Source organism: Fluviicola chungangensis, assembly GCF_007558725.1.
GTDB classification, from domain to species: domain Bacteria; phylum Bacteroidota; class Bacteroidia; order Flavobacteriales_D; family Crocinitomicaceae; genus Fluviicola; species Fluviicola chungangensis.
On sequence record NZ_VLPL01000013.1, the window covers coordinates 1 to 15607 of the forward strand.

The 15607-nt window shown below is 38.9% G+C and carries 12 protein-coding genes; 4 read left to right on the forward strand and 8 right to left on the reverse strand.

The genetic code is table 11. The features are described 5' to 3' along the window. Positions 1–313: 313 nt before the first annotated feature. From FO442_RS18295 to FO442_RS18310, 4 genes are read right to left on the reverse strand one after another with little or no spacing between them, the layout of a single operon-like run. Positions 314–1885 carry an Eco57I restriction-modification methylase domain-containing protein gene (locus FO442_RS18295; RefSeq protein ID WP_144334665.1) on the reverse strand — a complete coding sequence of 524 codons (1572 nt, stop codon included), beginning with the start codon at positions 1883–1885 and terminating at the stop codon, positions 314–316. Continuing rightward, entirely contained in the window at positions 1878–2507 is a 630-nt protein-coding gene (locus FO442_RS18300) for an HNH endonuclease (protein ID WP_144334666.1), read from the reverse strand. The genes FO442_RS18295 and FO442_RS18300 overlap by 8 nt, the downstream gene beginning before the upstream one ends. After that, positions 2504–3163 (reverse strand): hypothetical protein, encoded by a 660-nt coding sequence (locus tag FO442_RS18305; protein WP_144334667.1) that lies wholly within the window; start codon positions 3161–3163, stop codon positions 2504–2506. Before FO442_RS18305 ends, FO442_RS18300 begins: the two co-directional genes overlap by 4 nt. 3 nt (positions 3164–3166) lie before the next feature. Then, on the reverse strand, positions 3167–5545 hold the full coding sequence (locus FO442_RS18310; RefSeq protein WP_186280258.1) for a sensor histidine kinase: 2379 nt from the start codon (positions 5543–5545) through the stop codon (positions 3167–3169). Positions 5546–5719: 174 nt separating this feature from the next. On the opposite strand from FO442_RS18310, the gene FO442_RS18315 reads away from it, so the two are divergent. Further along, entirely contained in the window at positions 5720–6361 is a 642-nt protein-coding gene (locus FO442_RS18315; protein WP_144334669.1) for a JAB domain-containing protein, read from the forward strand. Between the two features lie 222 nt (positions 6362–6583). Here the strand turns inward: FO442_RS18315 and bioA are convergent, their stop codons facing one another. The 4 genes from bioA to pheT all read right to left on the reverse strand — a co-directional run bounded on the left by bioA (position 6584) and on the right by pheT (position 11529). Continuing rightward, complete coding sequence (gene bioA, locus FO442_RS18320; protein ID WP_144334670.1) at positions 6584–7864, reverse strand: adenosylmethionine--8-amino-7-oxononanoate transaminase; 1281 nt, start codon at positions 7862–7864, stop codon at positions 6584–6586. Continuing rightward, the gene (gene bioD, locus FO442_RS18325; RefSeq protein ID WP_144334671.1) at positions 7843–8457 is read right to left on the reverse strand and encodes a dethiobiotin synthase; all 615 of its coding nucleotides are present in this window, start codon (positions 8455–8457) and stop codon (positions 7843–7845) included. Before bioD ends, bioA begins: the two co-directional genes overlap by 22 nt. Before the next feature lie 25 nt (positions 8458–8482). Next, the gene (locus FO442_RS18330; RefSeq protein WP_144334672.1) at positions 8483–9025 is read right to left on the reverse strand and encodes a hypothetical protein; all 543 of its coding nucleotides are present in this window, start codon (positions 9023–9025) and stop codon (positions 8483–8485) included. Positions 9026–9096: 71 nt separating this feature from the next. Then, positions 9097–11529, reverse strand: coding sequence for a phenylalanine--tRNA ligase subunit beta (gene pheT / locus FO442_RS18335; protein WP_144334673.1), 2433 nt, complete (start codon positions 11527–11529; stop codon positions 9097–9099). A gap of 97 nt (positions 11530–11626) precedes the next feature. Here pheT and FO442_RS18340 point away from each other — a divergent pair, with 97 nt between their 5' ends. From FO442_RS18340 to FO442_RS18350, 3 genes are read left to right on the forward strand one after another with little or no spacing between them, the layout of a single operon-like run. After that, complete coding sequence (locus tag FO442_RS18340) at positions 11627–14020, forward strand: TonB-dependent receptor (RefSeq protein ID WP_144334674.1); 2394 nt, start codon at positions 11627–11629, stop codon at positions 14018–14020. Next, positions 14002–14955 (forward strand): DUF4249 domain-containing protein, encoded by a 954-nt coding sequence (locus FO442_RS18345; protein WP_144334675.1) that lies wholly within the window; start codon positions 14002–14004, stop codon positions 14953–14955. The genes FO442_RS18340 and FO442_RS18345 overlap by 19 nt, the downstream gene beginning before the upstream one ends. Before the next feature lie 14 nt (positions 14956–14969). Beyond that, positions 14970–15575: a hypothetical protein gene (locus FO442_RS18350; RefSeq protein ID WP_144334676.1), complete on the forward strand. Its 606-nt coding sequence runs from the start codon at positions 14970–14972 to the stop codon at positions 15573–15575. The last annotated feature ends 32 nt before the right edge of the window (positions 15576–15607 follow it).

The following is a 15607-nucleotide window of genomic DNA, read 5'->3' on the forward strand; positions in this document are numbered from 1 at the left end:
AAATCATCCACACAAATCTTTAGCGGGGCAAAGCCCCTGGTTGTTTAAGGGAAGTAATAGATTGGAAAAAGTAAAACAGAATAATTATATTTAATCATTGTCTGAAAACGGGGAAGGTTACAAAGTCTCCGTGAGATTGACGTGGGTTTGCTTTCTACGAGGAAAGGTTCGTTGAATATTGACTTAAGTTCGTTTTCTACGAGCATAAGTTCGTTGGAGATTGGCGTAGGTTTGGTTTCTAAGAGTAAAAGTTTCCGTGAGATTGATGTGGGTTTGGTTTCTACGAGGAAAGGTTGGTTGGAGATTGCAACTCTTATTTCCTAGTTCTCTTTTCAATCAATTTATGTCTAATATTTTTAATCTTCTCAAGATCTTTTTTACTTAATCCGATTGTTCCATTCAAAATTTCAAAATCGTTCATATCAAGAATTTGATTTATATTATCCTTTTTATTAAATGCCTTGGCAAAGTCTTGAAATTTTTCATTGTTTATTTCTAAATATGGAAGAGGGAGTTTTTTAAACTCACTTGGAGTTAATTCCAAGACTCCCCCTCCGTAATATCTACCTTCTATTTCAGAAAATAATAAAGTGAAAGAGTTGTAAAAAGAGAATATAAAACTATTTAAATCAAAACCTTCTTTCATTTCAATTTTATAAGCTGAATCCGTAACTAAAGCTTGAGAGTCATTTTTCAAAAGTTTTGGATACATATGACTACGCTTAAAGAAAAATGCTTCAGGCACAGTCGAAATATTAGGTATCACATACCAATTATTTCTAATACGGGACTTGTATCTTTTAGGGATTTCTAATTCTTCTCCAATTAATAAATATTTTTTCAAGTCGGAAGATATCGTATCATCATTATTTAATTGAAGGAGCCTTGAAGGATAAGTTGAATTTTCTAGGTTTAGAAAATCCTTTTGACTGAATACTAGATTACCGTTTACAAACTGACCTTTTTGGACTATAGGTTTTGTGTACTTCGATAAATTATATTTTTCTTCTGTTTCTTTATTTATTATAAAAAATTTATTAGATGCTGTAACAATTCCGGGCTTAGATTCACAATAATGATTAACTAATTTCAACTTGGATTTTACTTCATCTAAAAAAACTAATTCATCGGAGGTCAAAAAATGATGTGTCCATTTAATTCTTGATGATACTAAATTATTATTAGAATTTAGTTTAAATGAGTCGTCTACTAATTCTTGTTTGTCTACAATGTTTGTAAAAAACTCTCCTTTATCTAGAGACTTTTTGTAAGCAAACAAAACTATTGTGTCCTGTCCCTTACATTCAAACATAAGATCATTAAATGTAAATATTTCAATTCTCTCAAATTGAGTTTTTAAATACTCTCTTATTTCTTCAGCGAACTTGACTTGAAGTAATTCAGAGGGCAAAATAAAAGCTAGAACGCCATCATTTTTCAATAAGGTATTAGACTTTATCAAGAATGTGGTCCAAATATTTTTAACAGAAATCTCAGAAAGATTCTCTTGCGAATGAATCTCTTTACTCAATTCAATTTGCTGAGTGCTTAATCTATTCTTTTTTACATAAGGCGGGTTTCCGATAATAGCTGTAAACTTAGTTCTTGTTGAGAAATTTAAATAATCAATATTTTTGAATGTTGCTTTCCCCTTACCCCACTTTTTAGAAGCAATTTTTAATTCATTTTCATTAATATCAATTGCTGTAAGTTTAAGCGAATTAATATCACAATTATTTAGAGACTCGATAAATGCCCCATCTCCTACGCTTGGTTCCAGTAAAGATAAATTTGATTTTGTCTCTATATAAGACAAAACTCTTCTCGACACGAAATCAGCCAGATATTTTGGAGTATAATATGACCCTGTATTTTTTCTATCCATTGTAAAATTCAATCAGTTCTTTATGATATAAAAAATACTCTAAACTATATTCTTGAGCTTTTGATTTAATAAGGTTATATCTACTTGATCCATTTATTTCTTTTGCTAGCAAAACTACTAAAGCTTCGATTGCAATACGAGTTTGATTTAAATTCCAAAGCAATTTAATTGAATAATCTCGCTCATCAAAGCCGAAAGCTTTAGTAGCCATCCATTCACCTAATTTAGTTTTCCACATAATCCCACCGTCAGATGTTCTGTAAAGATGAGTTGAATCATAAGCAATGTCACAAGGATCAACAAATCCCTCATCTCCCTTTGAGAAAACAGTTTCACTTTGACTTGGCCACTTATCTAATTTTTTATTATTACAAAATTTACAAGAATAGACTAAATTATCATATTGGCAATACCCAATCTTTCCCGATAACTCAAAAAAACTCTTTGGAATAAAATGATCCACTTCAAAATAAGTATGACGAAAACCATCATATGAACCACACCATCCGCAATGAGAATTGAAATCCTCCTTTAAATCTGGTTTATGCTCACTCCAGTTCTTACCAATTGGGTTTTTAGTTGGTGTTATTCTTCTAGTTGGTAATGGAATCCTTACAGTCATTTCTCTTCATTTTTTGAAATTAAAGACTTTAAAAACTCTTCAGCTTCTCTTCTTACTTTTGAAATATTTTCTAGCTGATCCAAAGAGATTAATTGTTCGGGAAGCTCATTATTTTTAGTTCTATCCAACCCCTGTAAATCTCTTTGATTTTTTAGAAGAAGATCTTTTTCTATTGATGTCAATCCTTCTCTTTCTCCTTTTTCAAGGAGTGTCTTGATTGTATCCTTTTTCTTTTGAATATGACTCTTATATTGTTCTATACTTTTTTTTAATGTAGTAACAAAACGTTGTAAACTATCATTGTCGCGTGTAACATCGTCCTTATCAAATATAATTTTCCAGTCTTCTACAAAATCTTCGGCATCAGGCACCCTACTTGTGAAAATAATATGTGGAAACAACGGTTTTTTCTCGTAAAACTCACTCTCAATTTTATCACCATTAAACGTTACGATTCCTTTATCACTAAGTTTATAATCTATCATTAATAAGTCAATTTCCGATTCGTAAATTTGATTCATTAAATTATCAAATTCAGTTCCTCTTGGAATTTTATATCCAATAACATTTAATCCATAGGGTTTAAGTCTTCTTTGAAAAAGCTGCACTTGCGCCTCATTTTCATCAACATAGCCAATAGTGTAAGTGGTATCCATAATTTATCGTTTTCTGAAAGGGAAATCAATTTTAACAGAGAACCCAATTTCGGGATCTAATATATCAATAGTTCCATTATTATCATCAATAGCTCCCTTGACTAAATACATTCCCAATCCTGTACCAATATCTTCACCCTTTTTGTTTTTCTTTGAGGTAGTAAAAGGAAGAAAAATTTCTTCTTTTTCCACAAAAACATCAGATAAACCTGTTCCATTGTCCGAATATAAAATTTCAATAGAGTTAGAAATATTTAAATAGATCTTTACTTTTCTATCTCTAATTTCATTCAAATTACTAAAGGCATCAAGAGAGTTATTTATTAAATTAGTGAAAATGGTATCCATATCCATTTCAAAGGCTCGAAATTTATAGTCTTCAGCAATTATACTTTCGCTAATTTCAAAATCAATGTTACGGTCTTTAAAAATTGCTTTCCAATTTTTGGATAATGATCTAAAATAATTTGAAAAATCTAACTGATTTCTTTTCCTTTTATCCTTCTTTACGGCCGTAAGCGAGTAATCTACCCAATGCCTTATTTTTTCACTGTCATCAATCAGCAATTTCATAATATTTGTCCCATCAACATAATCAGAAGACTTTTTAATATTATTTGGCACTACTCTTTTGAATATTTCTTCAAGAGATTTAATTTCAGTAGAATTATTCCTAACTTCTTTTAATTCATGTGCAAAAGATGAAACTATTAATCCTAAACTGGCTAAGGCCCTAACTTGAACATTATCTTCGTTATCCTTTTCTAATTGTTCTTCATCAATTTGTTTAAAGGTTTCCTTAAATGCTTCTTCATAAGTCTTTCTTTCTTCCTCCTCTTTATGTTCTGCAAATAAGTCCTTAGATTTCTCTTCACCATAAATCTTTTCTTCAACAACCTTTCTTTCTTGAATTATTTTATCAGCTAGAGCCTTTGCACGACGGTTAATTTCCTGTTCTTTTTTCTTTTCATCCTCTTCTTTTTTAAATAAGTAAAATGGATGCAAAATTCTAGATCTATCGGTCTCAAATTCGTTTATTATTCCAGTAATTATTTTTTTAAATGTATCAAAAGCATCATTTTCAACGAGGGCACCTCTATCAGATTTATCGATTAACTGAGGATTAGTCTTTCGAGAAATTGTTATAATTCCAGCTGTAGATTCAGGATTAACTCTCCAATCCCCAATTCTTTGTCCTACACCAGCAGGACTTTGCGCTCTTCTAACACCAAGACTCAACCAATCATTTCCAGAATCACCATAAGGTCGTACCCGAAATGAATCACGATATATTTTAACCCCTCCAAACCTAAATAAAACCTCCCTTCTTTCTTGAGTATTGATCGATTTATATGGATACTCTTCTTTTTTAGAAACCGAATATTTTACATAGTAAAATGAAACTTCAAACGAACCAACGTCTTTTAATAGCTTTAATGATTCTTCCGAAGATTTCCATTTTAAAACATTATGAACAGACTTAGAATAAGAAAACTCTTTCTGATTTAAAGTGGCTAAATCATATGGAGACTTTTTATCATTAAATAAAAAAGCATACTTTTTATTTACAAGCGGCAAATCAAGTTCATTCCGAACAATTGTAAAATCAATATTTAAACTTTTCGCATCATAACTAGCTACTATTTTATAATCATAGTCATTAAAGAAAGCTGTCTCTACTAATCCAAATTCTTTTGGCTTTTGAACATGAAATAAGTTTACATCAAATGGTACATTTAATTCTTTTGGTGGAATTAAAGCTTCCAAACTTTTAAAAACGTTTTTTATATCAGCGTCTGACCATTCATCCTTTAAATTCGAAATCCTAAGTATAGTACCATTTTCCCAATCAAGAATTGAACATATTTCTTCAACATTTGAATAAGGTAAATATCCTTTCAATAACGAATTGATATTAATCTTTTGAGGTTCTAAATCTGCATTTATATCTGATATTGATTTATCAGAATCATCAAACTCTTTCCAATCCATTCTCCAAGTGTATCCTCCTCTATCCTTTTCTGTCTTAGAAAGCGTCCACATTTCAGAGGTAAAACCTAGCCGATCCAGAGCAAATCTACCAATACCCTTAGCACCAGTTTTTATTCTATTATCGGTCGAAACATAATCTTGTTCTTTATTACCAGTTCCAATTTTCATCCACTGATTTTCAATGGTGTCTAGATCCATACCATCACCATTATCAATAATAAAAATTGAACTGTCAGTTTTTTTTATATCGAATACAACAATACATTTTTTAGCATCTGCATCATAGCAATTCTTCACAAGTTCAATGATTGCCCCTTCAGGATTGGAAAAGTTTTCTCTCCCTAATAGTTTCCCCGCTCTTGCAGATACTTTAAAAGCTATTTTGGTCATTAAATTTTTATTTAGAAGAAAAAAATCTTTTGTCGAAATTAACAATTTTGAGAACAATATCCTTAATTGCATATTTGCCCTTAATATAATCTACTTTCTTGTATTTTCGCAAATAACTTTCAAGTTAATTCCCCTACCTTTACCCCATCCAAAACTATTTGCTAAATTTATTCCATGAACGTTCGGTTAACCAAGGATCAGAAGATACAAATCGCCAATTCGGATGATGTGTTTGGCATCATGCAGCAGATTTTATTGCGTGAAAACAGGATCGGTAGGATCCAGGAGCACTTTTGGATCGTGGGGCTGGACAAAGCACACAAGATCCTGTTCATTGAATTGCTGGCTTTGGGTAACGATAACCGCGTGCACATCAAAGCTCCGCAGGTATTCCGAATGGCGATCTATAAAAATGCGCCGAAAGTGATCTTGGTTCACAACCATCCGAGCGGAGTCATGAAACCCGGCGAAGATGATTTGAAAACGACCGACCGCTTGCTGAAAGCCGGGGAAATCATTGAGATCGATGTGATTGATCACTTAATCATTTCGGAGAAAACTTATTTCGGATTCAACCAAGCCGGACTTATTGAAGAACTGCGAAACAACGGTGCTTACCGCATTGTGGAGCGCGACCGTGCCGAATTGGAGAAATGGCGTTTGGACCAGGAAAAGGAAAAAGGAGCGTTGGAAGAAAAGAAAACCCTCGCGAAGAAATTGCTTGCGCTCAATACCATGTCGGCAGAAGAAATCCGGAAACTAACGGGGTTGGGAATCCGGGAGATGAATAAGATTTTGAAAGAGCTGGAGAAATAACAGTTCTCGGTTCAATACGCCACGCCACCTCCCTCTTCACGAGCAGTGCTCGCTCTTCTCCTCAAGGAGGGAGATTCAATTCCCCCTTTGAAGGGGGATAAAGGGGGATGGCTTGTGTGGGCGTCCTACGCGAGATAGCCACCCCTCTCGGTCTCCCCTCAAGGGGAGAGGACTTGAGACCCTCCTTCTTTTAGCACTTATATTTTCAAAGGGGGAAACAATTCACAAACTATCCAAAAAATCCAGCAACACCACGTGTAATTTATCCAATTCCTCTTCTGAAATGCAATAAGGCGGATTTAAATACAGGATATTTCCCAATGGGCGGATCAAACACCCTTTCTCCAGGAAAAAATCATAGGCGCGGTCGCGGATGGAAGAGAAATAGTTGTTTCCCTCTCCTGTTTCCACTTCGAAACGAAGAATTGTTCCGCACAAACCGATCTCTTTCACTTTCGGATGTGTTTTCAAGGCTTCAATGAAATACCGGTGGCGCTCTTCGATCCATTCGATGGAATCCCAGGTTTCCGGCTGTTCAAACAAATCCAAACTGGCATTCGCTACCGCACAAGCCAAAGCACTTCCGGTAAACGAATGACCATGAAGCAAAGCCTTTGCTGTTTCGGGATGAAGGAACGCATTGTAAATTTCGTCTGTTGCAACAGTCAATCCCAAAGGAAGGATTCCTCCCGTCAAACCTTTCGACAAACAAATGATATCCGGTTGCTGCTCACAGAAATTATGGGCAAACAATTTACCAGTCCTTCCCCAGGCCGTCATCACTTCATCAAAAATGACCAGGGCATGGTATTTTCTTGCCAGGGAGACGAAGGCGTCCAGCCAGGCCGCATCGTACATGCGCATTCCAGCTGATCCCTGCACCAACGGTTCCACAATAATTGCAGCCACCTCGCCGGATTTCAGGATTTGCTCTGCTTGTATCAATGCCTGGCTTCTGGCATCGTCTTTGGGGAAATCAATGAAATCCACATCAAAGAACAAATGTTCGAAAGGTTTGTTAAAAGTTCCGCGCTGACCAATGGACATCGCTCCGAACGTATCTCCATGATAGGCACCATCCAATGCAATCACTCGTTTTTTGGATTCATTTTTATTGTACCAGTATTGAAATGCCATTTTCAAAGCCACTTCTACTGCCGTTGAACCGTCATCAGAAAAGAATACTTTTTCCAGCTTTGCAGGAAGCAGGGAACTGATGCGCTCAGCAAGTTTGATCGCCTGCGGATGAGTAGCTCCTGCAAAGATGACATGATCAAGTTGTGAAAACTGCTCATTCAGGGCCTGAGCCAGGTAAGGATGACCATGTCCGTGGACATTGACCCACCAGGACGAATTCGCATCAATGTATGTTCTTCCGTCCGAATCAAAGAGTGTAGTTGCTTCTGCCCGCACAATATGCAGCGGGTCTTTCGCTGTTTGCATTTGTGTAAAGGGATGCCAAACGTGTTTTTTGTCTTTTTCTAGTGCAGTTGTTCTATCCATAATTTGGCTGCTTGCTGTATGCTTTCTTTTGAAAATTCGTTGATTTCAGGAATCGTTGTAATGGAAAGATCCGGGAAGTGTGAATGATATATCCGCTCAGAAGCAGCATTGCTGTCTCCGTTAACAATTAAACCGGCAATACGGATCTCGCGTGACATCAATGCGTTTAAAGTCAATAAAGTATGATTGATACTTCCCAAATAATGCTTTGTTACCACGTAAACAGGAAGTTCCCACAGCTGGAACAGATCGATGTAGCACAATCCTGCATCATTCAATGGGACCATTACTCCTCCTGCGCCTTCAACAATGGTTTGTTTCAAAAAACGGGGCAGATCAAAATCCGCTTCGGTCAGTTCAATCCCGTCCAATCTCGCTGCTTCATGCGGCGACATCGCATGATTCAACAATTTATTTGCGGGAATAATAGTTGTTTCAGAAGTATTGGATTTAACAAAATCGCTGTCCAAAGCATGTAAATCTCCGGCCTGAACAGGTTTCCAGTAATCTGCTTTCAATGCTTCGCACAAAACAGCACTTACAACTGTTTTCCCCACTTCCGTTCCGATTCCGGTTACAACATATGATTTCATATTTACTTTCTTTCCGGGATGAATATTACTTAGAAATCAAATCCAAGACCGGTAGGCTTAAGATAAACCAATCACCACCAAGAACTATAACATCCGATTCACCAGTAACTTCTTTTACTTTTTCACCTACTTTGATCTCCATATCCACTCGCACCCAAAATCTTTGATTAGGTACAGTTGCTGTTTTTGAGACCAGGTTAAACTTAACAATTGTCACCTTTTCGTATTGGTCCAATTGGGCCTGCAACAAATCTCCACGCCAGTATTGGGACATAACAACCTTTTCCCATAACTTGTCTTTACGTATCTGTGAAGCAAAAAAGTAGTTCACAACTGACTCGGGCGTCCTTTCATAAATCCCTTCATACGTCATAAAGTTCTTCGCATTTTGCGGAGTGATAACAATTGGTTGTTCTATAGCTGTCCAAACAAGGTTATTTTGGGGAACCGAAACTTTCGCGGTTTGAGGTTCTTCTTTCACAGGCACTGGAGCTAGCTCAATGGTTTCTTCCTGGGAAAAAGAAAACGCCGACAAAGCAACAAGCATAATCGTAAGAAATATTCTCATCTGCATGTTTTTTTATTTTAAACTGCGCTAATCCGCCACGGCGGATTTCTATCGTCAGCCGCGGCTGACTCTTATCTCAACTCAGCCCCCAATTGTTTCTCCAGTTCCGCCCGGATCGAATTCATGATTCCATCAACCTGACTGTCTTTCAACGTTTGTTCCGCATCCTGGAACGTAAATGAAACGGCATAGGATTTCTTTCCTTCCGGCAGGTTCTTCCCTTCGTACACATCAAACAAACCAACCTTTTGAAGGATCTTTCTATCCACTTTTTTGGCGATTTGCTCGATCTCAGCGAAGCGGACTTTCGAATCCAATAGCAAAGAGAAATCGCGACGAACCTCGAATGTTTTCGGTAATTCTTTGTACTGCACTTTTGCCAGTTTCAAGGAATTCAAAATAGCATCCCAATCCAGATCAGCCACAAAAACATCTTGTTTCACGCCAAAATGCTTCTTCACTTTCGGAGTTGCCCAGCCCAAGGTTCCAACTACGTTTTTCAAAATGCGAATCTGGTAACCATCTGCCAACACGTTTTGGTCAGGCAATGCTTCTTCCTGAATGAACGAAGCCAAACCAAGACGCTCAAACACATTGGAAACCACTCCTTTTAAAGTAAACAAAGTCGATTTTTCTAATTTTTGAGCCCAGGATTCTTCTTGCTTATTTCCGGTCATACAGATCAATAAACGCTTGTTCTCCATGTAATTACCATCCTCAAATGAATAGGTCTTACCAAACTCAAACAAACGCAAATCCGGATTCTGACGGTTCTGATTGTGCGCAATTGTTTCCATTGCCTGGAACAACAAACTTTGACGCATCACCGCCAAATCCTGGCTCAAGGGGTTCAGCATACGCACAGCCTTCTCCACCGGAAACTGAGTTCCCCCAAGATTTTCGGCATATTGCGGACTGGTCAGTGAATTATTCATCATTTCATGGAAGCCCATTCCAGCCAAAACTTCTGCCAGGTTCACTCCCAAACGCTCCAGGTCCGGTTTTTCACTCACTACCAAAGAAGTATTTAACTTTTCCGGAAGCGGAATTTGGTTGAAACCGTAAATGCGCAACACTTCTTCGATTACGTCGACCTCGCGGTCCACATCGATGCGATAATTCGGTACGGAAAGCTCCAATGCTTCACTGGTTGAAGAAAGCACCTCGAAATCAAGAGAGATTAAAATGTTTCGGATCACTTCCGGGGCAATTACATGGCCCAAAAGCTGGTTAATCCGATTATAACGAAGTGTAACCGTTCTTTTCTGAATTGGATTCGGATACAGATCTACGACCTCCATTCCCACTTTTCCTCCGGCAACTTTCTGAATAAGCTGTACCGCTCGTTCCAAAGCATACGGAACTAAATCCACATCTACACCGCGTTCAAAACGGAAACTCGCATCAGTAGACAAGCCGTGTCTTTTCGCTGTTTTACGCACGGAAACCGGTTGAAAATAGGCCGCTTCTAAAAACACATCTGTTGTACTATCCGTAATTCCCGAATGATCTCCTCCAAAAACTCCCGCAATACACATCGCTTCTTTTTCGTTTGCGATCACCAGGTCTTTTTCGTTCAATTCACGCTCCACGCCATCCAGGGTAATCATCTTCTCTCCTGCTTTCGCAGTACGGACAATTACTTTTCCGTTCACAACAGAAGCATCAAATGCATGCAAAGGAGTTCCCAATTCACGCATCACGTAATTCGTTACGTCCACCACATTGTTGATCGGAGATAAACCAACGGCTCTCAGTTTATTTTGCAGCCACGCCGGAGAAGCTTTCACTTCTACTCCGCTGATGGTGATCCCCATGTAGCGCGGGCATTTCTCTGTATTTTCTACCGAAACGGAAACAGGCAATTCTGCTTCTTTCACCGGCTTTTTCGTTTCTTTTAATTGCAATTTTGCCGTACTTCCTTCGTGGCAAGCCATATACGCCAACACATCGCGTGCAACACCTATGTGTCCCATTGCATCCGCCCTGTTGGGAGTTAATCCGATCTCAATTTGCACATCGCTTTCCAACTCCAGGTATTCAGCAGCCGGTGTTCCCGGCTTTGCATTTGGATCCAAAACCAAAATTCCATCGTGACTTGTTCCCAAACCCAATTCATCTTCGGCACACAGCATTCCAAACGATTCCACATCACGGATTTTGGAAACTTTCATTTTTAACGGCTCATCCGGTTTCGGGTATAAAATGGCTCCAACCTGGGCCAGAATTACTTTCTGTCCAACGGCTACATTCGGTGCACCACAAACAACCTGGAGAATTTCTTTCCCATTGTTTACTTTGGTTACTTTTAGTCTGTCTGCATTCGGATGCTGCTCACATTCAATCACTTCGGCAACAACCACTCCTTCCAGACCACCTTTTACGCTCTCGATGGTTTCAAACCCTTCCACTTCCAAACCTGTGTCCGTTAAAAGCTGATCTAATTCTTCGGGAGATTTATGAACCGGTAAAAACTCGTGTAACCAAGCGGATGAAATTTTCATTGTCGTTTTTTTTTCGAAGCTCAAATTTAAGAAAAAGCACAGAAAGCGAGGTTTAATTTGACATAAAAGCGTTAAATTCGTTCACACTAATTTTTGAATGAAATCCCTTGTATTACAATTCTTGTTTCTATTGATTTTTTCCCTTTCCTGGGGACAGGAGAAAGCGACTATCAGTGGGTATATTCATGAAGAAAGTTCGGGAGAGCCCATTATCGGCGGACAGGTTTTTGTTCCTTCTATTCAGAAGGGGGCGGTTACCAATGAATTCGGGTTTTATTCCTTAACGCTTCCCAAAGGTGCGCACCAACTCATTTACCGTGGCGGCGGATTTCCGAACGATACCCTGCAAATCAACTTAATGCAGGACACTATGATCAGCACCGGCTTGGGTGAAACGATCAAAATCGATGAGGTAGAGATCAATGCAAAACGGGAAGATAACGTAAACTCAACGAAAATCGGCCAAATCGAACTGGACATTAAATTGATCAAAAAGTTACCTGCTTTCCTGGGTGAAGTAGACGTCCTGAAAACCATCCAGCTACTTCCCGGTGTTTCATCGGTTAGTGAAGGCGGACAAGGATTTTATGTACGTGGCGGCGGACCGGACCAAAACCTGGTCTTATTGGATCATGCGCAAGTCTACAACGCTTCCCACCTGTTTGGTTTCTTCTCGGTTTTCAACCCGGATGCCGTAAAAAGTGTCAACCTAATCAAAGGAAGTATGCCGGCGAGTTACGGAGGAAGACTTTCATCCGTTCTGGAAGTAAACATGAATGAAGGGAACAATAAAAAGTTCAAGGTAACAGGAGGATTGGGTTTAATTTCATCCCGTTTGACCCTGGAGGGACCGATCGTAAAAAACAAGGGATCATTCATTGTTTCTGCAAGAAGAACTTACGTTGATTTGTTTATGAAAGCATTTATCAAGAAATCGAGTTCCTTCTACGGATCAAGCTATTATTTCTATGATCTGAATGCCAAATTAAATTATCGCCTGGGGCCGAAAGACAAAATCTACCTCAGTGGATATTACGGAAAGGACCTGTTCAATTTCGGGAATAAAAAAGACGACTTCAGTGTCAAAATGCCCTGGGGAAATGGAATTGCTGCTTTGAGATGGAACCACCAATTCAGCAGTAAATTATTCATGAATACGACCGCAACGCTCACCGACTATCTTTTCAGTTTCGGGTCCGAGCAGGACCAGTTCAAATTTCAGCTAAAATCGGGAATCCGTGATTATGGGGGCAAGGTGGAGCTTTCCTATTTTCCGAACACGCGGCATTCTATCAAAATGGGAGTCGATTATTTATTTCACACCTTTACTCCTACCAGTGTTTCTGCTTCGCAGGACGATGTGGTTTTTGATACCGGTCTGGCCCAGAAACTCTACGGTCATGAATCTGGTATTTACATCCAGGATGAAGTGGACATTGCTTCCTGGTTGCGCGTGAATGCAGGAATTCGGGTAAGCATGTACCAATTTACAGGTCCTTTCACGCGCTACTACAAAGGAATAACCGGGCACACCGATTCCACAAAAACATATAAAAAGGGCGAAATCATTCAATCGTACTTTGGATTTGAACCACGCATTTCCGCGCGCTTTCTTTTAAAAGATAAAAGCTCCATCAAAGCAGGATTTACTTACAACAACCAGTATGTGCACCTGGCCAGCCTGAGCGCTGTTTCACTTCCGACAGACATTTGGTACCCGAGTACAGACAAAGCACATCCGCAAAAAGGATGGCAGGCAAGTTTGGGATATTTCCGCAATTTCAATGATAATAAATGGGAGACATCCGTGGAAGTTTACTACAAAAAGATGCAAAACGTCATTGAATTTAAACAAGGAGCTTTGCCTTCCGATAACGTCAATGACAATACCGATAACTTATTGGTTTACGGAACCGGATGGAGTTACGGCGCGGAATTTTTCATCAAACGAACATTTGGCAAATTAACCGGATGGATCGGATACACCCTGGCCAAATCGGACCGTTATTTCCCGGATATCCAGGACACCAAATACCCGGCGAAATACGACAGGCGGCATGATTTGACCTTAGTCGGAACTTACGAACTGAACAAACACTGGACGTTCGGATTTTCATTCATTTACGCCTCCGGAAACACCTTGACCCTTCCGAACAGCTGGTATTTCAACAACCAGGATTTGCTTTTCAATTACGGAAAACGAAATTCTACGCGCATGGCCCCTTATCACCGATTGGACCTTTCGGCAACCTGGTACGATAAACCTACCAAAACGAAAATCGATAAGAAGACGGGCGAAAAAACAGAGGTCGTGAAGAAATTCAGGCAAAATGTCGCTTTCTCGATCTACAACGTTTACAACCGCGCGAATCCTTATTTTTTGTATATTGATAACGATGGAAGTATTCAATCGAACGATTTTAAAATTTCGGTCAAACAAGTGTCTTTATTTCCAATTTTACCCAGTGTCACATGGAATTTCGAGTTTTAATTACCTTATGTAGTTTAATCCTGGTCCTTGGCAGTTGCACCAAGGAAGTCAAGATTGATATCCCGGGCTACGAAGAAAAAATAGTCATCGACGGACGCATTGAAACCGGTATGCCACCGATTGTTCTGATTTCCAAAACTCAGGATATTTATTCCCCCACAACCCTGGACGCCTTTTTAAACAGCTTTCAGTCGGGAGCAACTGTAACTGTTTCCGATGGCACAACGACGGTCGTCTTAGATCAGATTTGTTCCGACAATCTTCCACCCGGGACGGAAGCTATGGCCGCAGCTTTATTCGGAATCCCCGAAGATGAATTGGACAATTACCATTTATGTGCCTACTCTACTTTCAATACCGCCATTTGGGGACAAGTAGGAAAAACCTATTCATTAAAAGTAGAATTGAACGGCGAAGTTTTTACTTCCGTCACACAGATCGTTAATCCGACTCCACTGGATTCCGTTTTCTGGAAGCAAGATCCCGGAGCCAATCCCGGATATGGCTATTCCTGGGCAACTTTGACAGACCCTCCCGGATATGACGCCTACCTGTGGGAAGTCAAACGCATCAATATGGTTGACGGAAACACCAAAGACCCGGCATTTAAAGCAACGTTCAGCCCGGTAATTGACGATGAATTCTTTGGCGGACAAACCTTTGATTTTTATTATGAAAATCCGTTTACCTGGGACGATGAAACGGTTGCCGATAAAGACAAAGGATATTACAAAGCAGGAGATTCCGTTGTGATCAAGTTCTCTAAAATTGATGCCGCTGTTTACGAATTCCTGGAAAAGAAATACATGCAGCTTGGAACCGCTGGAAATCCATTTGCTTCACCCACGGTTATTCCATCCAATATCCAGGGCGGCGCGATTGGTCTGTGGGCAGGATACTCTCCGACCTTTGATACCTTGTATTGTGTACCGTAACGAATTAAAAAGACATGTTGAAGTTATTTATTATATCTATTTTCATATTTGTATCCGGAATACTACTAAGCTTCGCACAAACGAATCCATCTCATAAAATCTATCAATTTCATCAAAGTTTTAAAGAGCTGGAGGATTCTATCTCTCAAAAGATCAATTTAGAAAACAGTATCGTTTACAAAACTTGTGAGAATCATAGCTCCTTCTACTTGATTTTGGAGAACTCACATTGGAAGTGCTATTTTATCAGAAACCTGGTTAGTGACGAACAATTTATGCCTGATGAATTCTACGGCACTGAATTAATCGTATTTGATGCCGACAGTCTTGTGAAAACATTGTTGAATAACCACATTACAGACATCCAACAGTTAAGTGAAGAATCTATGTCGGAAAAACTGACCATTCGAAAAAAAAACAAGGTCATTAACCAAAACCTGCCACGTGCATCTCACGATTGCAATGGAACGGTTAGTATTTACGGACAAAAGAACATTTCTGCAACATACAGGGGAGCTTTGATTGAATCAGAAGAAATCCATGATAAAATACCGACTCTCAGAATATTTTATGTAACAAAACATTTATTGATTGATTCAGTTAGATCATACTCCCGTTAACAGGATAGTATTTATCTTCAATTTATACCTGA

Bases quoted from the DNA above. Each gene is read 5' to 3' on its own strand.
- FO442_RS18295 (WP_144334665.1), bottom strand. From the start codon at position 1,885: ATGGATAGAAAAAATACAGGGTCATATTATACTCCAAAATATCTGGCT.
- FO442_RS18300 (WP_144334666.1), bottom strand. From the start codon at position 2,507: ATGACTGTAAGGATTCCATTACCAACTAGAAGAATAACACCAACTAAA.
- FO442_RS18305 (WP_144334667.1), bottom strand. From the start codon at position 3,163: ATGGATACCACTTACACTATTGGCTATGTTGATGAAAATGAGGCGCAA.
- FO442_RS18310 (WP_186280258.1), bottom strand. From the start codon at position 5,545: ATGACCAAAATAGCTTTTAAAGTATCTGCAAGAGCGGGGAAACTATTA.
- FO442_RS18315 (WP_144334669.1), top strand. From the start codon at position 5,720: ATGAACGTTCGGTTAACCAAGGATCAGAAGATACAAATCGCCAATTCG.
- bioA (WP_144334670.1), bottom strand. From the start codon at position 7,864: ATGGATAGAACAACTGCACTAGAAAAAGACAAAAAACACGTTTGGCAT.
- bioD (WP_144334671.1), bottom strand. From the start codon at position 8,457: ATGAAATCATATGTTGTAACCGGAATCGGAACGGAAGTGGGGAAAACA.
- FO442_RS18330 (WP_144334672.1), bottom strand. From the start codon at position 9,025: ATGAGAATATTTCTTACGATTATGCTTGTTGCTTTGTCGGCGTTTTCT.
- pheT (WP_144334673.1), bottom strand. From the start codon at position 11,529: ATGAAAATTTCATCCGCTTGGTTACACGAGTTTTTACCGGTTCATAAA.
- FO442_RS18340 (WP_144334674.1), top strand. From the start codon at position 11,627: ATGAAATCCCTTGTATTACAATTCTTGTTTCTATTGATTTTTTCCCTT.
- FO442_RS18345 (WP_144334675.1), top strand. From the start codon at position 14,002: ATGGAATTTCGAGTTTTAATTACCTTATGTAGTTTAATCCTGGTCCTT.
- FO442_RS18350 (WP_144334676.1), top strand. From the start codon at position 14,970: ATGTTGAAGTTATTTATTATATCTATTTTCATATTTGTATCCGGAATA.